This window comes from Ligilactobacillus animalis, from assembly GCF_009933595.1.
Classification (GTDB): domain Bacteria; phylum Bacillota; class Bacilli; order Lactobacillales; family Lactobacillaceae; genus Ligilactobacillus; species Ligilactobacillus animalis.
In genome coordinates this window covers 1143059-1168520 of record NZ_CP047141.1, presented here as the reverse complement: position 1 = coordinate 1168520, position 25462 = coordinate 1143059, and the positions used below count along the sequence as shown (strand labels likewise).

At 40.8% G+C, this 25462-nt stretch carries 25 protein-coding genes, 1 tRNA gene and 1 pseudogene; 22 read left to right on the top strand and 5 right to left on the bottom strand.

Annotated features, from left to right (window positions below):
- Nucleotides 1-30: 30 nt before the first annotated feature.
- The 11 genes and pseudogenes from GSR62_RS05785 (at nt 31) to GSR62_RS05735 (ending at nt 9544) form a co-directional block, all read left to right on the top strand.
- A complete protein-coding gene (locus GSR62_RS05785; RefSeq protein WP_035449283.1) occupies nt 31-918 on the top strand; it encodes a LysR family transcriptional regulator in 888 nt (295 codons plus the stop codon).
- 129 nt (nt 919-1047) lie between these two features.
- A complete protein-coding gene (locus tag GSR62_RS05780; RefSeq protein ID WP_010689222.1) occupies nt 1048-1257 on the top strand; it encodes a hypothetical protein in 210 nt (69 codons plus the stop codon).
- A gap of 57 nt (nt 1258-1314) precedes the next feature.
- Nucleotides 1315-1385 (top strand) — tRNA-Gly (locus GSR62_RS05775).
- A gap of 274 nt (nt 1386-1659) precedes the next feature.
- A complete protein-coding gene (gene argS, locus GSR62_RS05770) occupies nt 1660-3357 on the top strand; it encodes an arginine--tRNA ligase (protein WP_010689221.1) in 1698 nt (565 codons plus the stop codon).
- 138 nt (nt 3358-3495) lie between these two features.
- Nucleotides 3496-4230 carry a Crp/Fnr family transcriptional regulator gene (locus GSR62_RS05765; protein ID WP_010689220.1) on the top strand — a complete coding sequence of 245 codons (735 nt, stop codon included), beginning with the start codon at nt 3496-3498 and terminating at the stop codon, nt 4228-4230.
- A 91-nt stretch (nt 4231-4321) separates the two neighbouring features.
- A complete protein-coding gene (locus GSR62_RS05760; protein ID WP_010689219.1) occupies nt 4322-4789 on the top strand; it encodes an arginine repressor in 468 nt (155 codons plus the stop codon).
- A 155-nt stretch (nt 4790-4944) separates the two neighbouring features.
- Nucleotides 4945-7059 (top strand): PBP1A family penicillin-binding protein, encoded by a 2115-nt coding sequence (locus GSR62_RS05755; protein ID WP_035449280.1) that lies wholly within the window; start codon nt 4945-4947, stop codon nt 7057-7059.
- 77 nt (nt 7060-7136) lie between these two features.
- Nucleotides 7137-7475: a YlbF family regulator gene (locus GSR62_RS05750; protein ID WP_035449277.1), complete on the top strand. Its 339-nt coding sequence runs from the start codon at nt 7137-7139 to the stop codon at nt 7473-7475.
- A gap of 112 nt (nt 7476-7587) precedes the next feature.
- Nucleotides 7588-8535 (top strand): 3'-5' exoribonuclease YhaM family protein, encoded by a 948-nt coding sequence (locus GSR62_RS05745; RefSeq protein WP_035449275.1) that lies wholly within the window; start codon nt 7588-7590, stop codon nt 8533-8535.
- Between the two features lie 5 nt (nt 8536-8540).
- Nucleotides 8541-8938, top strand: a pseudogene (locus GSR62_RS05740) (MerR family transcriptional regulator).
- A gap of 6 nt (nt 8939-8944) precedes the next feature.
- On the top strand, nt 8945-9544 hold the full coding sequence (locus GSR62_RS05735) for a ribonuclease H1 domain-containing protein (RefSeq protein WP_035449273.1): 600 nt from the start codon (nt 8945-8947) through the stop codon (nt 9542-9544).
- 85 nt (nt 9545-9629) lie between these two features.
- On the opposite strand, the gene GSR62_RS05730 is transcribed toward GSR62_RS05735, so the two are convergent.
- The 3 genes from GSR62_RS05730 to GSR62_RS05720 form a co-directional block, all read right to left on the bottom strand.
- On the bottom strand, nt 9630-10526 hold the full coding sequence (locus GSR62_RS05730) for a peptidylprolyl isomerase PrsA (protein WP_035449271.1): 897 nt from the start codon (nt 10524-10526) through the stop codon (nt 9630-9632).
- Between the two features lie 89 nt (nt 10527-10615).
- Nucleotides 10616-10921: a hypothetical protein gene (locus tag GSR62_RS05725; protein ID WP_066024000.1), complete on the bottom strand. Its 306-nt coding sequence runs from the start codon at nt 10919-10921 to the stop codon at nt 10616-10618.
- 5 nt (nt 10922-10926) lie between these two features.
- Nucleotides 10927-11355, bottom strand: coding sequence for an HIT family protein (locus GSR62_RS05720; protein WP_010689211.1), 429 nt, complete (start codon nt 11353-11355; stop codon nt 10927-10929).
- 103 nt (nt 11356-11458) lie between these two features.
- Between GSR62_RS05720 and GSR62_RS05715 the strand changes: the two genes are divergently transcribed.
- The 8 genes from GSR62_RS05715 (at nt 11459) to GSR62_RS05680 (ending at nt 18987) form a co-directional block, all read left to right on the top strand.
- Complete coding sequence (locus GSR62_RS05715) at nt 11459-12055, top strand: sugar O-acetyltransferase (protein WP_083213894.1); 597 nt, start codon at nt 11459-11461, stop codon at nt 12053-12055.
- Nucleotides 12056-12073: 18 nt separating this feature from the next.
- A complete protein-coding gene (locus tag GSR62_RS05710; RefSeq protein ID WP_035449269.1) occupies nt 12074-12814 on the top strand; it encodes an ABC transporter ATP-binding protein in 741 nt (246 codons plus the stop codon).
- The gene (locus tag GSR62_RS05705) at nt 12807-14021 is read left to right on the top strand and encodes an ABC transporter permease (protein WP_066023999.1); all 1215 of its coding nucleotides are present in this window, start codon (nt 12807-12809) and stop codon (nt 14019-14021) included. Before GSR62_RS05710 ends, GSR62_RS05705 begins: the two co-directional genes overlap by 8 nt.
- A 63-nt stretch (nt 14022-14084) precedes the next feature.
- Complete coding sequence (locus GSR62_RS05700; protein ID WP_035449264.1) at nt 14085-14879, top strand: phosphotransferase family protein; 795 nt, start codon at nt 14085-14087, stop codon at nt 14877-14879.
- A 96-nt stretch (nt 14880-14975) separates the two neighbouring features.
- A complete protein-coding gene (trmB, locus tag GSR62_RS05695) occupies nt 14976-15620 on the top strand; it encodes a tRNA (guanosine(46)-N7)-methyltransferase TrmB (RefSeq protein ID WP_066023998.1) in 645 nt (214 codons plus the stop codon).
- Between the two features lie 76 nt (nt 15621-15696).
- Nucleotides 15697-16014, top strand: coding sequence for a thioredoxin family protein (locus GSR62_RS05690; RefSeq protein WP_035449260.1), 318 nt, complete (start codon nt 15697-15699; stop codon nt 16012-16014).
- 20 nt (nt 16015-16034) lie between these two features.
- Complete coding sequence (ytpR, locus tag GSR62_RS05685) at nt 16035-16676, top strand: YtpR family tRNA-binding protein (RefSeq protein ID WP_066023997.1); 642 nt, start codon at nt 16035-16037, stop codon at nt 16674-16676.
- Nucleotides 16677-16824: 148 nt separating this feature from the next.
- Entirely contained in the window at nt 16825-18987 is a 2163-nt protein-coding gene (locus GSR62_RS05680) for a DNA translocase FtsK (RefSeq protein ID WP_066023996.1), read from the top strand.
- 44 nt (nt 18988-19031) lie between these two features.
- On the opposite strand, the gene GSR62_RS05675 is transcribed toward GSR62_RS05680, so the two are convergent.
- Nucleotides 19032-19856 (bottom strand): alpha/beta hydrolase, encoded by an 825-nt coding sequence (locus GSR62_RS05675; protein WP_066023995.1) that lies wholly within the window; start codon nt 19854-19856, stop codon nt 19032-19034.
- 274 nt (nt 19857-20130) lie between these two features.
- Here GSR62_RS05675 and GSR62_RS05670 point away from each other — a divergent pair, with 274 nt between their 5' ends.
- The 3 genes from GSR62_RS05670 (at nt 20131) to murC (ending at nt 23516) form a co-directional block, all read left to right on the top strand.
- Entirely contained in the window at nt 20131-20877 is a 747-nt protein-coding gene (locus GSR62_RS05670) for an esterase family protein (protein ID WP_066023994.1), read from the top strand.
- Nucleotides 20878-20896: 19 nt separating this feature from the next.
- Nucleotides 20897-22069, top strand: coding sequence for an ATP-grasp domain-containing protein (locus tag GSR62_RS05665; RefSeq protein WP_066023993.1), 1173 nt, complete (start codon nt 20897-20899; stop codon nt 22067-22069).
- Between the two features lie 115 nt (nt 22070-22184).
- Nucleotides 22185-23516: a UDP-N-acetylmuramate--L-alanine ligase gene (murC, locus tag GSR62_RS05660; RefSeq protein ID WP_066023992.1), complete on the top strand. Its 1332-nt coding sequence runs from the start codon at nt 22185-22187 to the stop codon at nt 23514-23516.
- 81 nt (nt 23517-23597) lie between these two features.
- On the opposite strand, the gene GSR62_RS05655 is transcribed toward murC, so the two are convergent.
- On the bottom strand, nt 23598-25328 hold the full coding sequence (locus GSR62_RS05655) for a glycerophosphoryl diester phosphodiesterase membrane domain-containing protein (RefSeq protein WP_161517659.1): 1731 nt from the start codon (nt 25326-25328) through the stop codon (nt 23598-23600).
- Nucleotides 25329-25462: the final 134 nt, after the last annotated feature.

Below are 25462 nucleotides of genomic sequence, written 5' to 3'. Positions count from 1 at the left end.
GGAAATGATTTGGACAAGGCAGGAAACTAGATGAGTAATTTTATGTATCAAGCATTCAGCGAGGTCGCTAAGCAAAAAGCTTTTGTGACGGCAGCCAAAGTATTGAATGTGACACCATCAGCGATCAGTCATTCGATCAATGGGCTTGAAAAAGAGTTAGGATTTGCATTGTTTTTCCGTAATCGCAATGGAGTCCAGTTGACTTCCGCTGGAGAAAAGATCTTACCGATCGTCCGTGAACTATTGAATACCGAAGATAAGTTATTAGAAGAAGCCGCTCGGATCAACGGGTTAGACCAAGGACGGTTGCGGATCGGGGCTTTTAGTAGTGTCTGTATCAATTGGCTCCCTGATATGATCAATACCTTCAAAAAAAATTATCCTGAGATCGAAGTTTCGGTTTGGCAGGGCAACTTTAATGAAGTCATCCAGCAGATCAAATTAGGAGAGATCGATATTGGTTTTTCCGCCTTACCGATCAAAGAAAATCTGGAAGTTGTACCGTTGTATCGAGATGAGATCTATTGTGTTGCACCTGAGGGATTTACGCCCCAAGATAAAAAAGCCGTCGTGGCTAGTGATGTGGCGGATAAACCGTTTATTCTCCAAGAGATCGATTATGATCGCAATACTAAAGAGGCTCTGGATGACTATAATGTTTCAGTCAATTCGATCCAATACAGTATCGATGATGCCTCGATCATTGCAATGGTCGAATCAGGACTAGGCTTTGGGATCTTGCCAGAATTAGCTCTACAAAAACTTTCGGGCAATGTCGTGCAGTATCCTTTTGCCAAGCGATATTTTCGGACGATTGCCTTAGTAACACACAATAAAGCCCAGCAAACACCTTCGACACAGGCTTTTATCCGCGTTATTATAGACTATTTGACCGAGCGCTATGGTGGGTTAGTGTAACGGGTCACAGTAAGAATTGTTAAAAAATTTAAATAAAGTCAAATTTATGGACTAAGGTACTTGCATATAGCATTAAAGTTTGTTAATATTCATAGGACATTGCCAGGCAAAGTAGGTGAATATTAATCAATGGAAACAAAATTAAAAGTTGGCGACAAAGTGACATGTGATAAATTTGCTTCATTGACGCATGATTTTGTCGGCGCGATCGAAAAGATCTATGAAAATTCTGCAGTGGTTGAGATCTTGGAACATCATAAAGATGATACCGTAGTCGTGAGCGATTTCCATAACCGTGCTGTAGTAGCTTTAGATCACATGAAAAAGAAGCCAGCATAAAAATTCAAAAAAAAGATGACAAACGAAGATAAGGGTGCTATAATTATCTTTGTTGTTGCGGGTGTAGTTTAGTGGTAAAATCCCAGCTTCCCAAGCTGATGTCGCGAGTTCGATTCTCGTCACCCGCTTCAAAGAGCATCTTTGGTTTCGGCCGGAGATGTTTTTTATTTAAGTTAAGAAAACTCAATGATAAAAGAAAAGTAGCCTGTGGCAGCGGTAAGCGAGTCTGGGGTGGTGGGAGCCAGATCGTGTAAGCAGGTGAAGCGCGCTTTTTAGAGTACAAGTGAATATTTGAGTGGATATTGATCAAATAGAGTGGTACCGCGGGAATTTCTCGTCTCTTGCAAAGTGTTATTTAACGCTATGCAAGAGACGTTTTTATTTTTAAAGGAGGATATAATGATGAAGGACTACAAACAATTAGTGGCTCAAGCAGTATATGCAGCAGTTGATGGCCAGTTAAATGAAGAAGCGATCATTGAAAAGATCGAACAACCAAAAGATCTTAAGTTAGGGGACTATGCTTTTCCAGCATTCGTATTGGCTAAGGTCTTGCGTAAAGCACCACAAATGATCGCGCAAGAATTGGTCGAAAAGATCGATACGACTAATTTTGAAAAAGTTGAAGCTGTGGGACCTTACGTAAACTTTTTCTTAGATAAGGCAGCTTTTAGTGAAGATGTTTTGCATGATGTTTTGACTAAACAAGAACATTTTGGGGATGCAACGACTGGCAATGGCCGCCAAGTTCCGATCGATATGTCTTCGCCTAATATCGCTAAACCAATGTCGATGGGCCACTTGCGTTCAACTGTGATCGGTAACTCGATCGCTCTTTTAATGGAAAAATCCGGTTACAAACCAGTCAAGATCAACCACCTAGGTGACTGGGGCACCCAATTTGGCAAATTGATGCGTGCTTATGAACTTTGGGGAAGTGAAGAAGAAGTTAAAAATGATCCGATCAACTCCTTATTAGGTTATTACGTACGTTTCCACCAAGAAGACGTTGAAAATCCTCAATTAGATGATGAAGCCCGTGATTGGTTCAAACGTTTAGAAGATGGGGATGAAGAAGCAACTCGTCTTTGGAAATGGTTCCGTGAAGAATCACTTAAAGCTTTCACAACTGTCTATGATCGTTTAGGGATCGAATTTGATTCTTACAACGGTGAAGCTTTCTACAACGACAAGATGGATGAAGTAGTCGAGATCTTAGAAGACAAGGGATTATTAAAAGAAAGTCAAGGAGCTCAGATCGTGGATCTTGAAGCCTATAACTTGAATCCTGCTTTGATCAAAAAGACTGACGGGGCGACACTTTACATTACTCGTGACTTAGCCGCAGCAATGTATCGTAAACGTACTTATGACTTTGCCCAATCCTTGTATGTCGTTGGTAACGAACAATCAAATCACTTCAAGCAATTGAAGGCCGTTTTAAAAGAAATGGGATATGATTGGTCCGATGATATCCATCACATTCCATTTGGTTTGATCACACAAGGTGGTAAGAAGCTTTCTACACGTTCGGGTCGTGTCATTTTGTTAGAAAAAGTTTTGGATGATGCGGTTGCCTTGGCTAAAGAACAGATCGAAGCTAAGAATCCTGGTTTAGCTAATAAAGATCAAGTTGCTGAAGAAGTCGGTGTTGGTGCGGTAGTCTTCCATGACCTTAAGAATGAACGTTTGAACAACTTTGACTTTGATTTAGAAGAAGTCGTACGTTTTGAAGGTGAAACTGGTCCATATGTTCAATACTCACATGCTCGTGCAATGAGTATTTTACGTAAAGCTGGTGTGACGAAGATCGATCCGGCTAAGGCCTATGCTGTAACAGATGAAAATGCTTGGGAAACTTTGCGTCTATTGGGCGAATTCCCAGAAACTGTTGCTCGTGCAGTCGCAGAATACGAACCATCTGTGATCGCTAAGTATGCGATCCATTTGGCAAAAGCCTTCAACAAGTACTATGCTCATTCTAAGATCTTGGTCGAAGATGACCAATTAGAAGCACGCTTAGCTTTAGTAGCTAGTGTAGCTGATGTCTTAAAAGAAGCATTGCGCCTCTTAGGGGTAGCAGCTCCAGACGAAATGTAATTTTCAAAAGTCGATCGCCACAGTGTGATCGGCTTTTTTTATGAAATCACCGTTAGAAATAATTTATTGATAAATAAGTTTTGCGCCAGTTGTTTAGTGGTAAACTTGGTGCAACAAACAATAAGGGGGAGTTTCGTGGTGAAGATCAACAATTATGCAAAAAAAGAGGATTATGTTTTTGATCTGATTCAAAAAATCGGAAATTTATCAGAAAAAGACCAAGAAAAATTTCGCACATCTTGTCGAGCAATGGTTTATGACTACAACGATATGTTGATGTTCAATGGATTTAAGGGTGACTTTGCTTGCTTTTTAGTCAGTGGGTTGGTGGCAAGCCGGTATTACAATTATGAAAGTGATAAAGACCAATATATGACGTTTTATAAGCAACAAGAGTTATTCTATCCTTCGCACGAGGTATTTGATGAAGATCATACGGAAGAAGAGTTGGTCGTATTTTCGGATAAAGCGATCATTATTGTTATTCCTGAAGATATTATGCATGAATATCGAGATAAATCGCCTTTCTTCAATGAAATGCTACGTGAGCAGATGGCATACCAATTGCAAAAAGAACGGATCTACAACATTTATTGCAATCTATCATCGACAAGAGAACGGATCAAGAATACACTTTTCTACTTAGCGGTGCTCTATGGGAAAGTTACCGATGAGAAGTGGGTCCGTTTGCCTCGGCGGATCGATCAAAACGTTTTAGCTTCTTACACTCGTGCCTCTACCTCACTAGTCAACATGATCATCAAAGAATACTGCAGTCAAGGCTTAGCTAAACGGGGACGGCGCAAGCTCTTGTTAGACCGCGAGCTAGTGATGGATTATGTCGCGAATACAGGTTTTAATGAGTTTAGTTGAATTTTTAGACGAGATCGAGTAAGCCTAATTTTGCTTGCCTGCGGAAGTTTGTTAAAATAGAGATACAATCTTTTGTCTTGAGGTGATTTTTGTGAAAAAAGAAATGCGCCAAGGAAAGATCGAGCAGCTGATAAATCAGCAAGTCATCTCTAATCAAGAAGAGCTGATGCAGGCGCTACAAGCTATTGGTATCAGTGCAACGCAAGCGACGATCTCACGCGATATCCGGGAAATGCAGATCGTTAAGCAACAGGATGGTAATGGTAAGTTACGCTATGTGATCTTTAAAGCTAACAATCAATCGGAACAAGATAAGCTGTATAAAGCAATTTCTGATGCGGTCACAGCGATCACGACGGTTGAATTTATGAATGTGATCCATACTACTCCACGCAATGCGAATGTTTTAGCGGCGATCTTAGATGATCTGTCTTTACCAGAAGTTGCTGGAACGTTAGCTGGCTTTGACACTGTAGTAGTGATCAGTCCCTCACGCGAAGCTGCTGCTCAGCTCTATGCGTTATTTATGGAACACGTTGATCCAGATAATTTGCTGTAGAAGCATTTATACTATAATGATCATTGAGATCGTGACTCTTAGTTGCGGTCTCTTTGTGCATTCTTAAATATTATTAAATTTTAGATACGTTTGGCGGAACCTTGCTTAGATGTGCTAAGATGATAATTAACGATAGTAGAAAAGGAATTTATGCGATGAATGATTTTTTAGAAAAATTGCGCCAAACTATAAGCCACTATGGTAAAAAAATTTGGACTTGGTTTTTGGCTAAGAGCCGACGTTATCAATTATGGCGGTGGTTGGTAGTTATTTTTTTAGCGAGTTTTTTATGCATGAGTATCTATCTGACCTTTGTAGCCAAAACTTCTAATGTTAAGGGCCTAAAGAACGCTTTAGAACAAGCAACTGAGATCTACGATAAAAATGATCAAAAGGCGGGTTATCTTTATGCCCAAAAAGGTACTTGGACTTCGATCGATGATATTTCACCTAACGTTATCGATGCAGTATTGTCGACCGAAGACCGTAACTTCTATAAAGAATATGGTTTTTCCGTCAAAGGAATCGCCCGGGCCAGTTTGATGCATCTCAAAAATAAGTTGACTGGCGGTAATGCCGTTACCGGTGGGGGGAGTACTTTGACCCAACAATTGGTCAAAAATGCCTTCCTTTCCCAAGAACAGACGCTTTCTCGTAAAGCCAAAGAGATCTTTATTGCGATGCAAGTCGAAAATACCTATAGTAAAAAAGAGATCTTGGCAATGTATCTGAATCATGCTTATTTTGGCAATGGAGTCTGGGGCGTTGGTGATGCAGCTAAACGCTATTTTGGAACAACGGCTAGCCAGTTGACGGTTCCACAAGCAGCTACTTTAGCGGGGATGTTGACGAGTCCAAATGCCTATAATCCAGCCGACCATCCCGAAGCCTCTAAAAAACGCCGGGATGTAGTCTTGAGCTTGATGGAAGATAACAATAAACTGACCGCAGCCCAAACTAAAGAATATCAAGCTACACCAATGGTGACTAATAATACGTATACCTATAATTCAGGTTATAAGTATCCATATTATTTTGATGCTGTTATCTCAGAAGCGATCAATCGCTATGGTTTAAGTGAATCAGATATTATGAACCGTGGCTATAAGATCTATACTTCACTTGATCAAAATTACCAAACGACATTCCAAGAAGATTTTGCTAATGACTATTTATTCCCAGACAACGCGGCTAATGGGGCTAGAGCTCAAGGTGCTTCAGTGGCACTTGACCCTAAAACAGGCGGTGTAGCCGCGGTCGTTGGGGGCCGGAGTGGGACGCATGTCTTTCGGGGCTATAATCGGGGGACGCAATTGGTGCGCTCACCGGGATCAACGATCAAACCCTTAGCGGTGTATGCTCCGGCTCTGAATAAGGGTTACCATTATGATTCGGAATTGCCTGACGAATTGAAAGCCTATGGAACTAACAAGTATACGCCACATAATTGGAATAATGTTTATGGTGGTGATCTCCCGATGTATAAAGCCTTAGCTGAAAGTAAAAATACTTCCGCGGTCTGGTTGTTAAATAAGATCGGGGTCAAAACCGGTTTTGACAGTGTTGAAAAATTTGGGATAACGCTAGATCCTTCTGATGAAAATTTGAGTTTAGCGCTAGGGGGACTTAAAAAAGGGGTCTCACCTTATCAGATCGCAAGTGCTTATACGGCTTTTGCTAACGATGGTGTCCGCTATGATCCACACTTTATCACCAAGATCGTCGATGCTTCGGGTAAGACGATCGTTGATAATACTGAAGTCGATTCGACGCGAGTCCTTTCAGCTAAGAATGCCAATGAGATGACGAGTATGTTGATCGATGTATATACAATGGGGACTGGGACTAATGCTAAACCAGCTGGTTATACGATCGCTGGTAAGACCGGTTCAACGCAAGGCAATGGGGTCGATCCGATGGCAGCAGATACCGATCATTGGTATGTGGGTTATACCCCAGATGTAGTTGTGGCTACCTGGGTCGGCTATGATTCTAGCAAAGATTCGATCGAAGACGCTGGTAATCGTGGTGGGGCTAGTCTGTTCAAGACCCAGATGGAAGGCATCTTACCATATACCAAGGAAAATAAATTCGAAGTCAAGTCCGCCTCAACGATGGCCGCTGAGAATAGTGCTGACGATGATAGCGATGAGAGCTGGTGGGATAAGATCAAAAATGCTGGTCAAGAAGGTACGAGTGATTGGAAACAGACTGCCGATTCGTGGCTTCAAAAAGGAAAAGATGCATTAAATAGCCTGTTTGGAAATTAGTTTTTAAAGGCTTTAGATAAAACTTTTTTAGCAAAGTGCGTTATAATAGATATATTAAGAATTGAAGGAGCGATATTATGGTCAATATTTATGATACAGCTAATCAAATGGAACAAGATTTGAAGCAAACACAACAATACCAAGAATTAAAAGCAGCTTATGAAGCTTTGAAGGCGGATGAAAAAGCTTATGCTTGCTTCAAGGAATTGCAAGATCTTCAAGGTCAATTGCAACAAAAGCAAATGCAAGGCAACATCACAGAAGACGATTTCAAAGAATTGCAAGAAGCTGGGGCTAAAGCTAAAGAATTTGAAACATTACAAACATTGATGTTGAAAGAACAAGCTTTGAGCATGTTGATGGATGAAGTAAGCAAGATCATCTTCCAACCAGTTCAAGAATTATACCAAGATTAAAATGAACAAAAGAGCTCTGCGGAGCTCTTTTTTTAGTCCTACTAACTGAAGCGAAAATGTGGTAAAGTTAGTACGAAACGGGGAAAAATAAATGAATGGATAGGACAAGAGCGTGTTAAAAAAATTATTTGATTATAAAGTTGATGAAAATTTAGAATTATTTGTATTGATCAAGTCAGCTGAAACGCGGATCGCTAAGAATGGCAAAAAGTTTATTGCTTTTAATTTTGCTGATAGCTCTGGCGTGATCAGTGCTAAATTTTGGGATGCTTCAGATGATGATATCAAGCGATTTGAAGCGGGCAAAGTAGTTCACTTGAAAGGTAAACGTGAAAATTATCAAAACAATCCCCAGATCAAGATCTTCAAGCTTCGGTTAGCTAATGCTGAAGAACCAAATGATCCGGCACTTTATCTCCAAGCTGCACCAGAAAAGACACTTGTGATGGAAGAAGAACTGAATCAGTATGTGTTTGAGATCGTTAATCCAACGTGGAATCGGATCGTGCGTTATTTACTCAAGGAATACCACGATGAGTTCTTTAAATTTCCCGCAGCTAAGTCCAATCATCATGCCTATGCGGGTGGTTTAGCCTTTCACACATTATCGATCTTACGCTTGGCTAAATCAGTGGCCGAACAATATGAAGAAGTTGATAAGGCATTACTCTACGCGGGAACTATTTTACATGATCTAGGTAAGGTCTTAGAATTATCGGGGCCCGTTGCGACGACCTACACGCTAGCTGGTAATTTGATCGGGCATATCGTTTTGGTCGATGAAGAGATCGTTAAAGCTTGCGCAGCATTAAAGATCGAACTTGAAAGTGAAGATGCGATCTTATTGCGGCACATGATCTTAGCACATCATGGACTATTGGAATACGGTTCTCCAGTGCAACCACACTTGTTAGAGGCCGACATTTTACATCAGTTAGATAATCTTGATGCTTCGATCCAAATGCTAAAGAAAAGTTTAGGGCATACCGAGCCGGGCAATTTTTCAGAGCGCATCTTTGGGATGGATGGGCGTAATTTCTATCATCCCAAACAAAAATAATTGCCTTGGAGGCTGATCACGCACAGGTCAGTGAAAAATTTGACATCACTAAAGAAACTTTGCGTTATTGGGAAAGATCGGGATTACTTCCTGAGATCCCACGTAATGAGAGTGGTTATTGTGGCTATGGAGAGTATGGGTCTTCTTTATTCAGGTCATGCGCAAAGCTGGGGTATCGATCGAGGCGCTAGTTGAATTTGTTGAGCTATATCGCTTAAAAACTGATACACGTGCTGCCCAAAAACAATTACTTGTTGAACAACGTGATAAATTGGAACAACAAAAGCGCGAGATCGAAAAAACTTTGAATTATTTAAATTACAAGTTAGATAATTTTGAAAGTCATGTACTAAACTATGAAATTGAAAAATTACACTATAAAATAGATGAAAAAGATCAATGAGGTCATATGGCAAAAAAACATTTTTATGCAATAAAAAACACGGGTAAGATCTATCGCACTTGGGCTGAATGCCAAACTGCACTAAAAAAAGTCAAAGCACCTGTATTCAAGGGATTTGCAACTGAAGCGGAAGCCAAGGCATTTTTAGCGGGGCAAAGTCCAACTGCAAGTTTACCAAGCGAAAGTATTTTCGTCGATGGTAGTTTTAATGCGGATGAGACGATCGTAGGGGGCGCTTTTGTAATGGTAAAAGATGACAAAAGTGTCCATGAACAAACGATCCGGGATGATAAGCATGCTGAGATCTTGCGGTTACGCAATGTTGGCGGCGAATTGTTGGCTACGATCTACGCCCTAAAGTATGCACTATCACTGGGAATGAAGGAAGTCACGATCTGTCATGACTATCAAGGGATCGCTAGCTGGGCCGATGGTTCTTGGCAGGCTAAACAAGATATTACCAAACGTTATGCTGCGTTTGTTAAGCAAGTTACCACTAAAGATGGATTGCAGGTCCATTTTCAAAAGATCTCGGCTCATACTGGAGTAAAATTCAACGAACGGGCCGATCAACTAGCTAAACAAGCTGCAGGGATAGCAATTTGAACGTAAAAGAAGCTGTGTCAGGCTTCTTTTTTTATACTAAAAAAGGCTACCCACGAAATGTAGGTAGCCTTTGAAAGTTCAAAGCTTATTTTGAGCTTGAGCTAGATGAAGAAGAGATGTAATCGGATAAGACATCTTTCAAGTCACTATCTTTGATGTTTACATTACCTTCTTTGAATTCTTTAGCAATGATCTTTTGCAATGCTGTTGAATCATTTAGTTTTTCATCAATGATCTGATCTTTCAATTCTTTTGTATGATCAGCCATCTTGCCCTTACCAGGGTTCTTGATGCTGTAGATGACATGGTAACCATAGCTTGTCTTAACTGGTTCTTGTGAGAATTCACCTTGTTTCAAAGCAAAGGCAGCTTTCTTGAAGTCACTGTCAAGGGAAGTATCCATGTTATTGAAGGAAGGTAACTTACCGCCATCATTCTTAGTAGATTCATCGATCGATTTTTCCTTAGCTAACTTCTTGAAGTTATCCCAAGAGCCGTCTTTTTTCAATTCTTCGATGATCGCATCAGCATCTTCTTTCTTAGATACCAAGATCTGTGCGACTGTGATCGTTGGTTCATAGCTCTTCCATTGTTTCTTCAAGTCAGCATTAGTGATCTTAGTATTAGCGATCACAGCTTGACGAAGCAATAAGTTAGAACGAATGCTCTTCTTAAATGCTGAAGCTGTCATACCATTTTGGGCTAAAACAGTTGAGAAAGAAGAACCATATTGTTTCTTATACTTATTGTATTCTTTGTTAACAGCTTTATCAGTGACCTTATCACCATACTTGCCTTCTAAGATCTTATCTAAGATCATTTGTTGTAAGACTTGCTTACCTGAAGTAGTCTTTTTCATGCTGTCGTAGTATTGGCTTTCAGTGATCTTACCACCTGATGTTGTTGCAACTGTTTTAGATGAACAAGCCGCTAAGGTGAAAGTCAACAAGACGCCGGCTAAAGCGGCAAACCATTTTTTCATTATGTTACACATCCAATCGTAAAATTAATAATTCTAATATAACACAAGTCACGTCTAAATTATCAATGTTTTAATAATTTTTAAGAAAATCAATCGTTTTGCTGAGGCAGTTTAGCTTGGATCTCTTTGGCTAAAGGTTCGACTTGTTCACGATAGCTTTCGATCTCTTGGGTCAAACTGTTGATCACAGGCTCAGAAGCTTTGAGTTCTGCGGAAAATTTAGCCGCATTTTCTTTGACTTTTTCGACTTTAGCAAGATAATCTGTTGTTTGCTCTACAGTTTGATCAGAAGCGATCAGTTTTTTGGTGAGATATTTTAAGATCTCATCGCGCTTACTATAAGCATAGGCGCCGAGAGCTCCAGTAATGGTCAAAGTCCACAAAAATTTTTTCATTTTTTTCAGTCCTTTATCTGCTCTGCGATCTTATTTGCGATCACTTGTAATTTTTCTGGTGTGTAGTCGGCAGAATTATCGGCAAAGGTCATTCCAAAACCATCTTCATTGCTGTAGCGTGGTAAGAGATGGATGTGTGAATGAAAGACCGTTTGATAAGCGACTTCACCGTTGTTGTTGACGATGTTTAGCCCCTTGATCGTTGGATCGGATGCTTTGACTGCACGCGCGATCTTAGGCAAACGACTAAAAACATCACTAGCTAATTGTTCGTCGTATTCAAAGAGGTCAGCAACGTGCTTTTTAGGCACGACCAATGTGTGACCTGGGGTTGCTTGTGAGATATCTAAAAAGGCTTTGACTTTATCGTCTTCATAGACGGTCACACTTGGGATCTCTCCGGCGATGATTTTGCAAAAGATACAGTCTGTCATATAAAAACCTTCTTTCAAAAATTTTAAATCTGTTTTTAGTATACACTATCTGAGCCTAATTGTTGTAAACTAAATGTTAAAAGGAAATAATGGAGGGAAGAGCATGTTGGGCAAACAAACGTATAGGATGCAAAACGGTATGATGTATAATGATCTAGACCCTGAGCTGATGCCAGCGCGTCAAAGGACTATGGCCTTAACGACGGCATATGATCAAAGCTACTCTCAAAGTCTTGCCAAACGCGAAGCTTTGTTAGCAAAAATTTTAGGCAAGATCGGTAAAAATGTCCATTTTGAACCGACTTTTCGCTGCGAGTTTGGTAAGAATATCTCGATCGGTGATAATTTTTTTGCGAATTTTGATTGTATCATGCTTGATGGGGCTAAGATCACGATCGGGGACAATGTTTTATTTGGTCCCCGGGTGGGTATTTATACAGCTGATCATGCAATTGATAAAACTGAGCGCCAACTGGGTGGCTGTCGGGCTAAGCCAGTGATGATCGGTAATAATGTTTGGATCGGCGCGGGCGTGCATATCGATCAGGGAGTCACGATCGGCGATAATACTGTGATCGGTGCGGGGAGTGTGGTCACACATGATATTCCCGCTGATGTCGTCGCATACGGAGTTCCGTGCCAGGTCGCACGTAAGATCACAGCAGCCGATAAAACGGGTTATGATCCCGCTGAAATTTAGATAAAGTAGGTAATTTAGATGACATTAGAAGTTGAAAATTTAGTCGGTGGTTATTCACGTGTTCCAGTTCTAAAAGATGTTTCATTTGAGGTCAAAGCCGGTGAATTAGTCGGCTTGATCGGCTTGAATGGGGCTGGTAAATCCACGACCATCAAGCACATTATTGGTTTATTACGACCACAGAAAGGGACGATAACTTTAGAGGGTGTGACTCTAAAAACAGATCCTAAAGCATATAAGCAAAAAATGGCTTATATTCCTGAAACTCCGATCTTATATGAAGAATTGACCTTACGTGAGCATATCGAGCTAACGATCATGGCTTACGGGTTAGAAGCTAAGAGTGCTTGGCAACGTGCCCAGAAATTACTCGAGCTTTTTAGATTAGAAAATAAATTGGATTGGTTTCCCGCTAATTTTTCTAAGGGGATGAAGCAAAAGGTGATGATCGTTTGTGCTTTTATAACTGAAGCCAAACTTTATATCATCGACGAACCGTTTTTGGGACTTGATCCTTTAGCGACCCAAGATCTCTTGGACTTGATCGATCAAAAAAAGCAAGCTGGAGCAGCCGTTTTGATGTCGACACATGTTTTGAGTACAGCTCAAGAATACTGTGATCGCTTTGTAATGATCGATCAAGGTCAAGTAACGGCTAAGGGTGATCTTGCAAGTCTGCAGACGCAGTTTGGCGATGAAACGGCTTCTTTAGCAACGATCTATCTCAAGCTCACAGGGGCAGGTGAAAAGCATGCTTGATCTGTGGAAAACACGTCAAAAAACTCATCAAAAGCAGATGTTTAAGTATTTACGCTATGTATTAAATGATCACTTCATCTTAGCGTTGCTTTTCATCTTAGGTGGCTTGGCTTTGGGCTATTCAAATTATATCAAAGCTCTTCCGACCCAAGAAGAGCTCTGGTATGCTAAACCGTTGGTGTTACTTATTTTAGTCATAAGTTTACAAGTAGGACGGCTAGCAACGCTGTTAAAACCGGCTGACATCGTATTTATTTCACCCCGCCAAGCTGAAATGGGACAGTATTTACAAAAAGCTTTACGGGCATCGTTAGTTTTTGCTTGGGTGTTCGATACGTTAGTGATGTTGGCCCTAGCTCCATTTTTACTTGTTGCGGCTAAATTGACCGCGGTCCAGCTCATCTTTTTATGGCTGTTGTTGTTAGTATTGAAATATTTACAACTGGATCGGCAACTATTAGGACTTTATCAAGCACAATTTGCCAGTGGACGTTGGAAATGGTTCTTAGATGTTGGTTTTTGTGGCCTTTTATTAGGGACAAGTCTTTATTTGGATCCGTTATACCTGTTATTAGTGGCCACACTTTTGACGGGGTATGTTGATCGATCAAAAAAAGCTCTTACGACCCAAGCTGTATTTGACTGGGAAGGGGCGATCCGGACTGAAAATGCAAGAATGTTGCAGCTATACCGTTTCTTTGCGCTCTTTACCGATGTACCTAATCTGCAGGTCGCAGCTAAACGGCGTCGCTACTTAGATCGCCTGTTACCGCAAGCTAAGCCTAATGGAAGTTTTACTTACCTTTATTGGCGGGCCTTGGTCCGTAATGGTGAAACCAGTGGCCTAGTCCTACGGTTAACGGTGTTGGGGACTGTTATCTTGTATTTCATCACTGAACCGTGGCTAGCCTTGGCTTTAGCGGTATTGTTCATCTATTTACTTGGGTTCCAATTGTTTTCTTTGTATCACCACTATGATGAAGTAGTTTTTATGCACATCTATCCGTTGGATCCAACCGGTAAACAAAGAGCATTTCAAAAGATGCTCGGGCAATTACTGTTTATGCTCGCGGTGATTTTTACTTTAGTTAGTTGGATCCAGTTGCAAAATAGTTTATTTAGTCTCGAATTCTTAGGCGTTTTAGTGCTTGAGGTCGCATTGTTGACTCGGCCTTATCTTAAGGGGCGCTTAGCAAAAAGAGCTTGACACTGAGCCTAGTTCTTTGTAGACTTATTTTAGTTATCGATATTTTCAAAAGGAGAGCCCCAGATGGATTTCAATTTGGAACATGGCTGGGAGATCTTACCGATCGATGGCGACACTGGCACTGCTTATATGGCGGTGAATAACGATGAACGTATCTTCATCAAGCGTAACACTTCGCCGTTTTTAGCGGCCCTTTCATTAGAAGAGATCGTTCCCCGCTTGATCTGGTCAAAGCGGACGGTCTCAGGTGATACCCTGACCGCTCAAGAGTGGTTGAATGGCCGTTCGCTAAAACGCGAAGAGATGTGTTCGCTCCAGGTCTCGGAATTACTAGCTCGGATGCATGGCTCTAAGCTTTTAAAAAAGATGCTATTACGGGTCGGAGGCAAAACGTATACGCCGGCTGATCTGTTAGCCCAATATTTTAATGGCTTGAGTTCTGAATTACGTCAGCATTCGCTATTGGCCGAAGCAACGTCGCGATTGAAGGCGAACCAGCCGCAACTTGAACGCTCGAATTACGAAGTATGTCATGGCGATTTAAATCATAAAAACTGGCTCTTATCTGAGACAGGACAGCTATATCTAGTCGATTGGGAAGCCGTTAAATTAGCTGACCCGGCTTTAGATCTTAGTATGTTAATGTGTCAATATGTCCCACGCAAAGACTGGAAGCAATGGTTGACGCGGTATGCAAAAAAAGAACCGTCACCGGATATGATGAAGCGTATTTATTGGTATGCGGTCATGAATCTTTTGTTGGTTATCAAACACAACTATCAGCGTGGTCATTTCCATGAAATGAACCAAGACATTATCAAGCTTAATCAAGTAATCAAGAAGCAAAATTATATTTAAATTGATGGGGATAAAAGGCATCAAAAACCTTTTGTCCCTTATTTAGTGAATTTTAGTTGAAAGGAAGTCTATGTATTAACTACATAGCAAATTATCATGCGTTTACGAAATAAACCTTGGGCTAAGCCCTTGATCCAAGAAAACCCACAATATGTCGTGACTGATCCGGCAGCTTTACGTGGTAATTGGCAAAGTCGTTTTGAAAAAGAACAACCACTATATATCGAGATTGGGATGGGAAAGGGTCGTTTTATCGTTGAGATGGCCAAGAAATATCCTGAACGTAATTTTATCGGTCTTGAAATGCAGACAGTTGCTACAGGGATCGCCTTGAAAAAACAGCTCGAGGCTAAATTACCTAATCTCCAGTTGGTATGTGCTAATGGCAGTGGTTTGACAGAATTCTTCGAACCAAATGAAGTTAGCGGGATCTATTTGAATTTTTCTGATCCATGGCCTAAAAACCGGAATGAAAAACGGCGCTTGACCTATAAGAGCTTTTTAGCTCAATATGAAGAAGTGATGCAAGCAGACGGTCATCTTGAATTTAAGACCGATAACCGTGGCTTGTTCGAATATTCATTGACGAGTTTGAACAATTATGGGATGGTATTTGATCAGGTGTGGTTAGATCTTCATCAGACACCGGATGTTGAAGATAACGTGATGACTGAATATGAAGAAAAATTCAGTCAAAAAGGCCAACCGATCTATAAACTCGAAGCTCATTTCAAAGCTTAGGCAAAAAAATTTTAAAAGCCAAGAGGATAAGTTATAATATACAAAAAGTAAGTAATTTATCTTGGAGGTATTTAAGATGGAAAAATTAGCAAAGATGGATAAAAAAGCATTAGAAGAAAAGTTGAGCACAGGAAAGTACGTATTATTCTTTACCGCTGACTGGTGCCCAGATTGCCGTTTTATCAAACCAGCAATGCCTGAGATCGAAGCCGAATTTTCACAATTCGAATTTATCTTAGTCGATCGGGATGAAAACATCGACCTTTGCCAAGAAATGATGATCATGGGGATCCCAAGTTTTGTCGTGTATGAAGATGGTAAAGAAAAAGCTCGTTTTGTGAATAAAGATCGTAAGACGAAAAAAGAAGTAGAAGACTTCTTGAACAATATCTAAAACAAAGGAAGTATCAAATAATGTTAATTGCTAGCTATAATCCGACCCAAATGGGTGATGTTTTATTGACGATGGTGCGCCCTGAAGCAGCAGCGCAAGCAACTGAACAAAAAGGACGGATCGTTCGTATTTTTAATACCGAAAATAATGAAACTTTAGGGTTTAATTTTTTTGATGTCAGTGAGATCTTGGGTGATCTAGCTGTTAAAGGTCAAGTTTTCTTGGATCAAGCTCAAGTGGAAGCTTTGAATCAAGCTTTACAAGCAGCTGGTTTTGAACCTGAATTGGTCGTTGATGATGAACCTAAATTTGTGGTGGGCTATGTAGCTGAATTGACAGAACATCCAGATTCAAATCATTTGCATATCGCTAAGATCGAAGTTGATAATGATCAAACGTTACAGATCGTATGCGGTGCGCCTAATATTGAAGCAGGTCAAAATGTGGTCGTTGCTAAGGTTGGTGCGATGATGCCAAATGGTGCAATGATCTGGCCTGGTAAATTGCGAGGCGTAGATAGCTATGGGATGGTTTGTGCAGCCCGTGAGCTTGAATTGCCTAACGCTCCTAAAAAGCGTGGTATCTTAGTTCTTGATCCTGCTGAATTTGAAGCTAAGACAGCTTTTGATTTTGAAAAGGGGGCTAAGCTTTTTACAGCTTAGTTTAGTAGCTCTCACCTGGGACTATGGTAGGTCCTAGGTGTTTTTTTACATAAAGTTTTATAAAAGTGGTAAAAAACCTTTTCTCCATTTTGAATAATTACTATAATGAATTTAGAAGTAAATTAGACAGACAGTTAGGATGAACACCATGGAACATTATGATGGACCAGCCTTTTACAGAAATAATGGTCGCCCGGCTACAAAAGCGCGGGTTCAGACTAAAGTACCAGCCAAAACTGAAAAAATGCCGACTAGAACAGCAACAAGTAACCAAAAGGAACGTTTAAACGAGTCTCCACGGGCTTTTAGTCCAAGACAAGTCCCGCGCTCTTTAGTTGCTGATCGGATCGTAAAAAAACGCCCTGATTACGATAAATTGGTGCGCTCATTGAAGAAAGCTCCTGAGGATTATTTACTCTTTGAAGGGACTGTTTTGTTAGGAACTCAGGCGATCGATCTAACGGTAAAACGCCCACTCATTAGTGATAGTACGGAGACTAAGTTGCCTAAACGCCCGACTGTATCATCACAACTTAAAACGCCGACCTTAGCTTCGGACAGTCAAACAACTAGTTCTAGTTTAGCGACTAGTGAAAGTTTGGACGACTCAACAAGTCAGGTCTATTTGGCAAGTTCGACTAGCCAGTTGCAAAGCTCAGTGAGTGATACGCACGCTCAAAGCACGAGCCCAGCTAATAGTGAGGCAAAAAGTGTAAGCCAAAGCCAAGTAACTTCAGAGCTTACTTCACAAGTTGAACTCACTAGTGAAGTCGCTACTAAATCAGAGCCACAGAAAATGACGGGGCTCAAAGCTGCTTTGGCGCATGAGAGTTCTTTGACACAAAGCCAACCAAGCGTGACAGCCCAACCGACAATACCTGAGTACGAACCTAAGCATTATCAGTTTCCACCTCTCAATTTATTGCCTGCACCAGTGATCGATGATGATCCGGCCTTAGACGATTGGGTCGCAAGTCAGGTCCAAACGTTAAATGAGACGCTCAAGGCTTTTCACGTTGATGCGACTGTTAGCGATTGGACGATCGGTCCGACTGTTACGCAATTTGAATTGACTTTAGGACGGGGAGTCAAGGTCAATAAGATCACCAATTTAAATGATGATCTCAAGCTTGCATTAGCTGCTAAAGATATCCGGATCGAAGCCCCGATCCCAGGTAAAAGTAGTGTAGGGATCGAGATCCCTAATAAGACTTCACGCCCAGTTATGTTATCCGAAGTTCTACGTTCAGATAAATTCCAAGAAGCCTCTTCACCATTGACAGTAGCTCTAGGTGTCGATCTGTTTGGGGAACCTCAGATCACAGATCTACAAAAGATGCCCCATGGTTTGATCGCTGGAGCTACCGGCTCGGGGAAATCGGTCTTTATCAATAGTCTGCTCGTCTCACTGCTCTACAAAGCTTCGCCTAGTGAAGTGAAGCTGGTCTTGATCGATCCTAAGGCAGTAGAAATGGCACCTTACCATGATCTGCCTCACTTATTAGCACCAGTGATCTCTGACGCTAAAGCAGCTGCGGCAGCGTTGAAATGGCTCGTAAATGAGATGGAAGAGCGGTATCAACGGCTGGCTGCTGCGGGAGCCCGTAATTTAGAGGCTTATAATGAAAAAGCTAAGGCTGCCGGAGAGTATGGTCTGCAATTACCATATATCGTGGTAGTGATCGATGAATTAGCTGATCTCATGATGGCCGCTTCTTCTGAGGTCCAAGATCATATTGCCCGGATCACTCAAAAAGCTCGGGCAGCGGGGATCCACTTATTAGTTGCGACCCAACGACCAAGTGTGGATGTTTTGACGGGAACGATCAAAAATAATATTCCGACTCGGATCGCCTTTATGGTCTCAAGCCAAGTCGATTCACGAACTATCCTGGATACCGCAGGGGCGGAACGTCTTTTGGGGCGTGGCGACATGCTCTATTTGGGAAATGGTTCGGGACAACCGACCCGCTTGCAAGGCACGTATATCGAAGATGAGGTCGATTTGGTAACTGATTTTGTTAGACAGCAGGGTAAGCCGAAGTATGCTTTTGATCCTGATAGTTTGAAAAAACGTGCTGTCGAATCAGAAAAACAAGACGATCTCTTGCCACGCGTTCTAGACTATATCGTCAACGAAGAGACGATCTCGACTTCCAAGTTACAACGCGTCTTTTCGATCGGCTATAATCGAGCTGCAGCGATCATTGATGATCTTGAAGCTAAACAATACATTTCACCAGCGCATGGTGCTAAGCCACGGAAGGTCTTTTTGACACAAGAAGGCTTGAATAAATTGCGCAGTGTATAATAAAAAACGACTGAGTGCGCCTCAGTCGTTTTTTTATTATACAGCTATTCGTTGAATATGAAATTTAAAAATGCTGGGAAATGTTTAGCCCAGTAAAACTCACTGTGAGATTCAGCTGCAAAGATATTTAGTGAGATATTATCCAAGGAATGCCCTGTCCGTAAAAGCGTCTGATAATAGCGTAAGGCTTCATCAATATAGGCCTGGGCCTGTTTTTCAGGGTCTAAAACTTCATCGTCACCAGCATCATTTTCGCTAGCTCCAGTTTGAATGTAGACTTTATTGCTTGGCATCAGGGGATGAGAGGCGACAAACTGCGTGAATTTTGTTTCATTCAACCAGGCGGCGCTAGAAAAAACACCTAAATTTCCAAAGATCTCAGGATATAATGAGCCAGCATAGGCAGTGATATAGCCCCCCATCGAACTTCCAGCTAGCAGTGTGGTCTCACGTTGGGGCAATGTACGATATTTTTTATCGATAAATGGCTTAACGGTATCTACTAGCCAGTCAACATAAGCTCGACCTAGGCCGCCAAAATGTCCTGTGCTATCAGACGTTTGAAATTCGGTCTTCCAAGGTGAATATTCATCGAGCCGATGTTCATCGCTATTGTCGATCCCAACGATGATCATTTGAGGTAGTTCAAGGTGTTGCTTGATCAAGGGAATGACCTTCCACGAATAACCCGCATACGCTTCGCGACTGTAAAAAACATTTTGCCCATCGTGCATGTATAAAACAGGATAATGGCGCTCATTATGAAAATAATCTCGGGGAAGTAGTACTCGGATCTTATGCTCATTTGAAAAATAAGGCACAAATAGATAGTGCGTCCGTAACTCAAGATAATAACTATTTTGCGGCATAATATAGCTGTTCCTTTCCCAATTTCTTGCATATATGACCAAGATATACTGAAAAAAACTTTTTGTCCAGCTATGATCAAAATTTTATTTGTATAAAAATAAAATGATAAATAAATAGTATTCACATTAGTTAAATTTTGTGTTAATATTAACGGAAAATTAAATTAAAGTTAGTTAATGATGGGTAAAATAAAATTTATTTTAGTATTTTAAGCAGTGTTAGAGCTTAAAGTAGCCGAGACATTGTAAATTAAAAAAGGTGGAGGGAGATCACATGTATTTTGAGGAATGTCAATTACATAGTAAAGTTTTGGGGCGTTCAATGAATTTTAATGTTTATGGTCATGCGGGGAGACCGATCTTAGTTTTTCCTGCATCTGGTGGCAGTCATAACGAATATGGTGATTTTGGGATGATCGCCGCATGTCGTCCTTGGATCGATAGTGGTCAGGTGCGCTTTTTTACTCCAGATTCGTTCGATAATGAAGCTTTTGAGGCTAATGAGAAGAGTCCCCATGATCGGGCCTTAGCACATATGGATTATGAGCGTTTTATCGTTGAGAAATTGGTACCGCTCATCTATGACAAGACACAATGGGCTGGCGGACTGATAACAACAGGATGTTCGATGGGAGCATATCATGCGATGTATTTTGGACTCAAATTCCCTGAGATCTTTGATACCGTTATTTCATTAAGTGGGCTATATGATCTACGGTTTGTCGTAGGGGACTATGGCGATGACGAGTTAGTTTACTACAATTCACCGACTGATTATCTCTGGAATTTAGCTGATCCGTGGTTTTTTGAAAAATATCGGCAAAATACCTATATCATCTGTACCGGTCTAGGGCCTTGGGAAGAAGTCGATGAGACCCGTAAACTTGAAGCGGTTTTTAATGCTAAACAGATCCCAGGTTGGTTTGATTACTGGGGAGCGGATGTTTCTCATGACTGGGTCTGGTGGAAAAAACAGATGCCATATTATTTAAGTAAATTATCCGAAACGGGACAAATTTGATTAGAGGGGACAAGCTATAATGAATTTTATTGTTATTTCGCCCCATTTTCCCGCAAATTTTGAGCAATTTTCAGTGAGCCTCAGCAATAATGGGATCACAACCTTGGGGATCGGGGATAAAGCCTACGATGAGTTGACACCGAGTTTGCGCAACGCATTGAGTGAGTACTACAGAGTTGATGATATGGAAGATTATGACCAGATGTATCGCGCAGTAGCATATTTTGCTTTTAAATACGGCAAGATCGATCGCTTGGAATCACATAATGAATATTGGTTGTTTCAGGATGCCAAATTACGGACTGATTTTAATATTCCAGGTTATAAGAACGATGAGATGGATACGATCAAGTATAAGTCAAAGATGAAACAGGTCTTTTTGAGCCACGATATTCCAGTTGCATTGGGAAAAGCTTTCCAGACCGCTGAGGAAGGTTGGCATTTGCTAGAACAGTTCGGTTATCCAGTGATCGTTAAACCTGATTCTGGCGTTGGAGCTAGCGACACATATAAGATCAGTGATCCCAAAGATTTTACTGATTTTTTGACCAAACGTACTCCGAATGTGACTTACTTTATGGAAGAATTCATTGAGGGTGACATCATAACTTTTGATGGTCTGACAGATCAAGCAGGGAACGTTGTTTTTTATTCTTCGCTTGTTTATCAAGAACCAGCTTTAGAAACGGTCCATCGCACGGGTGACATGTATTTTTATGAGACACGGGATATCCCCGAAGATTTTTATGAGTTGGGCATGAAAAGTGTAGCTGCTTTTGATATCAGGGAAAGATTTTTCCACTTCGAGTTCTTTAGAACAGCAGATGATAAGCTCTATGCCTTAGAGATCAACTGTTGTCCGCCGGGGGGACCTTCGATCGATCTGATGAATCATGCCCATCAGTTGAGCTTGTTTGAAGAGTATGCTCATTTGGTCAAAGAAAATAAATTCTATGGAGATAGTACTTGTCCATATTACAGTGTCTATATTTCACGTAGTAACAAGCAAGACTATCGCTATGATCTAGCTGAGATCAAACAAAAATATGGAGCTGAGCTAAAAGAGATCCAACATGTACCGGGAGTATTTGCTGAGATCATGGGAGATGTTGGCTATATTTTCAATACGGAGACTAAAGAACAGATGCATGCGATAATCGAATTTGTCGGTGCACTCAAGACACAAGCATAAGAAAAAAGCTGATCAAAATTATGATCGGCTTTTTTGTATGGCTATGACTTTAAAAAGGTTTGCGATCTATGGTAAACTTAGCTTAATTGTTAATTAAGAAAAGAGGATATTTACCATGAATATGGACACCACATATTTTTTTGTAGGCATCAAGGGGACGGGGATGAGTGCGTTAGCCCTTATTTTAAATGATAAGGGTTGTAAAGTTGCCGGTTCAGATATCGAAAAATACACGTTTACCCAACGTGGCTTAGAACAGGCTGGAATTGAGATTTTCCCATTTGACGAAAAAAATATCCATGATAAGATGACGATCGTTGCGGGTAATGCTTTTGGTGACGATCAAGAAGAGATCAAAAAAGCACGCGAATTAGGCTTAAAAGTCATGCGTTATCCAGAAGTTGTTGAAATGTTGATCGAAGAGACGACAAGTATTGGGGTCGCTGGTGCCCATGGTAAGACGAGTACTTCAGGCTTGTTGGCTCATGTTTTAAGTGGGGTCTCACCAACAAGTTATTTGGTCGGAGATGGCTCGGGTAAGGGAATTCCTGATGCACGTTTCTTTGTGTTTGAAGCTGATGAATATCGGCGTCATTTTGTGGCATACCATCCAGATTACACGATCATGACCAATATCGACTTTGATCATCCGGATTATTTCACCGGGATCGAAGATGTTTGTGATGCCTTTGAAACTTTGGCTAAACAAACTAAAAAGGGTCTCTTTGTTTGGGGTGAAGATAAATACCTTCGTAAACTAAAAGCAGATGTACCAGTATATTATTATGGGACTGAAGCTAACGATGACGTGCGTGCTGAAAATATCAAACGCACAACTAAGGGTTCGACTTTTGATGTATATCTACACGATGAATATCTAGGTAACTATGAGATCCCAATGTTTGGTAAGCACAATATCTTGAACATTTTAGCTGTGATCGCGGTTTCGCACATGGAAAAAGTCGATCAAGAAGAGATCAAAAAAGAATTATTGACTTTCAAGGGTGTTAAGCGTCGGTTTACTGAAAAGCGTGTCGCTGACATGGTGATCATTGATGACTATGCTCACCATCCATCTGAGATCACTGCGACTCTAGATGCTGCACGACAACAATATCCAGATAAGAAGATCATTGCAGTCTTCCAACCGCATACTTTCAGTCGGACGATCGCGTTGATGGATGAATTTGCTAAGAGTTTAGACCTAGCCGATAAAGTCTATTTGACGGATATCTTTAGTTCGATCCGTGAACATGACGGTAAAGTTTCTGCCAAAGATCTAGGTGAAAAGATCACTAAGGGTGGCGAAGTTTTAGCTTTAGATAACATGTCACCATTGCTTGATTACCATGATGATGTTGTTGTCTTCATGGGTGCAGGCGATATTCAAAAATACGAATATGCTTATGAAAAATTATTGAGCAATCTTAGCTTGAACAATAACTAATATACTTAGTGCTGCATAAATAACAGGGGCCTCACTATGATCAGATCGTAGTGAGGCCCCTGTTATTTATACACTAGGTCATTATTCAGGTAAGAGGATGATAAAGTCTAGCAAACGTTTAGCATAACTGGTATTAGCATTGAAGTTATGGTAGACCCGTTTTGCTTTAGTGACATTATCGGTGATGATCCCATCTACATCCAAAAAGGCTGCATTTTTAAAATCGTTTTCACTATTGACAGTCCAAGAATAAACTTTTTTGAAACTGAGCTTGGCTTGGGTGACAAAGGAATCATTTAAAGTTGTCTTTTCCATCGTATACCCATTAGCTGGTGTTTGAGGGAAGATGAAATTATACGGTAGGATATAGTAGGTATTTAGCGTAGGAGCATATTTTTTAGCACTAGTGATAACTTTATAGTCAAGTGATTGCAACTCATGTTTATTTTGTTTGAGAGTAGCTTCGTACGTGTCAAAGAAATTCTTTAACATATTTTTTGAATCACGTTTAGTTGTTTTGATCTCAACTAATAGCTTTTGATCATATTGTTTGGCAACATTCAGATACTCATCAAAACTAGGGATCTTAGCTTGATGACCATTTTCGTGTACGGTCAAAGCTGTCAGTTGTGCGAGTGTCAATTCTTGGGGACTGGCATCAAGCTTGGCGAGTTGTTTTAGATTTTCATCGTGCATGACGACGAATTTATGATCTTTAGTTTCTTGAATATCGATCTCGATGTAATCGGGTCTGGCTTGAGCGGTCTTACGTAGAGCAGGGAGCGTATTTTGGACACCATTTTGCGCATCGACGCCCCGGTGTGAGATGATCAATGGTGTTTGGCCTAAATGAACTAAATAGACCCCATTACCTAATAGGGCTCCAAGTGCAAATAAAGCAAATAATGGCTTAGCTACCTTGCTGAGCCAACTTTTTTTAGTACTCTTATAGGTCGCTAAAGTAACGTCAGCTGGTAAAATGAGTTGCAACAGGGCAACACTAGCCCAGACCGAGATCAGAAATGAACCGACTTGCAGCAAGGTAACATTGATACTGCCACCGATAAGTGCGCTCCACGGAGCGGTCTGGTCGAGTCCAAGCTGGATCGCGTATAAAATACCGATCAGACTCAAGTTAGCGATGAGCGCAATAAGTGAGATCTTTAGTAATTTTAACGTATAGACCCAAAATTTATTTTTCGTCAGTTGCCAACTTTGAGCGAGTGCTGCTTTGATCTTGAGCTTTTCAAAAAGCATCAGGGGTAACACAAAGAGCAAGCGGATGCTCAAAATAAAGATCGCTAAATAAAAAATACCGATCAAAGTTGCATAAAGTGGTTTTTGTAGGAGAAAATCCAAGATAAATTCAGGAATGACCACTTTACTCAAAAGCGGTGAATTAAAGAAGATCCCACTAAAAGGTACGATCAATAAGAAATAGCCAGCAAAAAAGCAGATCTCGAGTGGGTCGAGTTGGCGTAGTTGCCGGGCAGTGTCTTTGAGGATCGTCCGAAAGCTGAATTCATCTTGCCTGATCCGAACAACACCGTTTAAGATGAGCGCGAATTGCCCAAAAACACAGATGATCAAAATGATCAATTTCAATAGCAAGCCTAAAGCGATATAGGGATGGCTCGTAACGGGTGAAAGAGCATTAGTATAAGATAAATAGGGGATCGCACCTAAATTCAATAGTAGCGAAGTCCACGTATTAAAGAGAGGGATAACCCCGACCTCAAGTGAAAGTTCGACCACTAAAAAGAGGATCAAATAATTTTTCCAATGTAAGCTAAAATCGCGTTTCAAACGCATCATATCACTGCTATATAAAATGTAGAACAATATAGAAGTTTAAGTACATTCTTCTACATTGTTAGAAAGAATTATATAGTTTTTCCTTTCCTAATTTTATTTACTGCCGTCAACATTAGTATTCCCATATCCTA

Excerpts from the sequence above, each read along its gene's own strand:
- GSR62_RS05705 (WP_066023999.1), top strand. The coding sequence starts at position 12,807 with ATGCTTGATCTGTGGAAAACACGTCAAAAAACTCATCAAAAGCAGATG.
- GSR62_RS05725 (WP_066024000.1), bottom strand. The coding sequence starts at position 10,921 with ATGAAAAAATTTTTGTGGACTTTGACCATTACTGGAGCTCTCGGCGCC.
- GSR62_RS05665 (WP_066023993.1), top strand. The coding sequence starts at position 20,897 with ATGAATTTTATTGTTATTTCGCCCCATTTTCCCGCAAATTTTGAGCAA.
- GSR62_RS05785 (WP_035449283.1), top strand. The coding sequence starts at position 31 with ATGAGTAATTTTATGTATCAAGCATTCAGCGAGGTCGCTAAGCAAAAA.
- murC (WP_066023992.1), top strand. The coding sequence starts at position 22,185 with ATGAATATGGACACCACATATTTTTTTGTAGGCATCAAGGGGACGGGG.
- GSR62_RS05670 (WP_066023994.1), top strand. The coding sequence starts at position 20,131 with ATGTATTTTGAGGAATGTCAATTACATAGTAAAGTTTTGGGGCGTTCA.
- argS (WP_010689221.1), top strand. The coding sequence starts at position 1,660 with ATGAAGGACTACAAACAATTAGTGGCTCAAGCAGTATATGCAGCAGTT.
- trmB (WP_066023998.1), top strand. The coding sequence starts at position 14,976 with ATGCGTTTACGAAATAAACCTTGGGCTAAGCCCTTGATCCAAGAAAAC.
- GSR62_RS05720 (WP_010689211.1), bottom strand. The coding sequence starts at position 11,355 with ATGACAGACTGTATCTTTTGCAAAATCATCGCCGGAGAGATCCCAAGT.
- GSR62_RS05735 (WP_035449273.1), top strand. The coding sequence starts at position 8,945 with ATGGCAAAAAAACATTTTTATGCAATAAAAAACACGGGTAAGATCTAT.
- GSR62_RS05690 (WP_035449260.1), top strand. The coding sequence starts at position 15,697 with ATGGAAAAATTAGCAAAGATGGATAAAAAAGCATTAGAAGAAAAGTTG.
- GSR62_RS05710 (WP_035449269.1), top strand. The coding sequence starts at position 12,074 with ATGACATTAGAAGTTGAAAATTTAGTCGGTGGTTATTCACGTGTTCCA.
- GSR62_RS05715 (WP_083213894.1), top strand. The coding sequence starts at position 11,459 with ATGTTGGGCAAACAAACGTATAGGATGCAAAACGGTATGATGTATAAT.
- GSR62_RS05750 (WP_035449277.1), top strand. The coding sequence starts at position 7,137 with ATGGTCAATATTTATGATACAGCTAATCAAATGGAACAAGATTTGAAG.
- GSR62_RS05755 (WP_035449280.1), top strand. The coding sequence starts at position 4,945 with ATGAATGATTTTTTAGAAAAATTGCGCCAAACTATAAGCCACTATGGT.
- GSR62_RS05655 (WP_161517659.1), bottom strand. The coding sequence starts at position 25,328 with ATGCGTTTGAAACGCGATTTTAGCTTACATTGGAAAAATTATTTGATC.
- GSR62_RS05680 (WP_066023996.1), top strand. The coding sequence starts at position 16,825 with ATGGAACATTATGATGGACCAGCCTTTTACAGAAATAATGGTCGCCCG.
- GSR62_RS05730 (WP_035449271.1), bottom strand. The coding sequence starts at position 10,526 with ATGAAAAAATGGTTTGCCGCTTTAGCCGGCGTCTTGTTGACTTTCACC.
- GSR62_RS05675 (WP_066023995.1), bottom strand. The coding sequence starts at position 19,856 with ATGCCGCAAAATAGTTATTATCTTGAGTTACGGACGCACTATCTATTT.
- GSR62_RS05700 (WP_035449264.1), top strand. The coding sequence starts at position 14,085 with ATGGATTTCAATTTGGAACATGGCTGGGAGATCTTACCGATCGATGGC.
- ytpR (WP_066023997.1), top strand. The coding sequence starts at position 16,035 with ATGTTAATTGCTAGCTATAATCCGACCCAAATGGGTGATGTTTTATTG.
- GSR62_RS05780 (WP_010689222.1), top strand. The coding sequence starts at position 1,048 with ATGGAAACAAAATTAAAAGTTGGCGACAAAGTGACATGTGATAAATTT.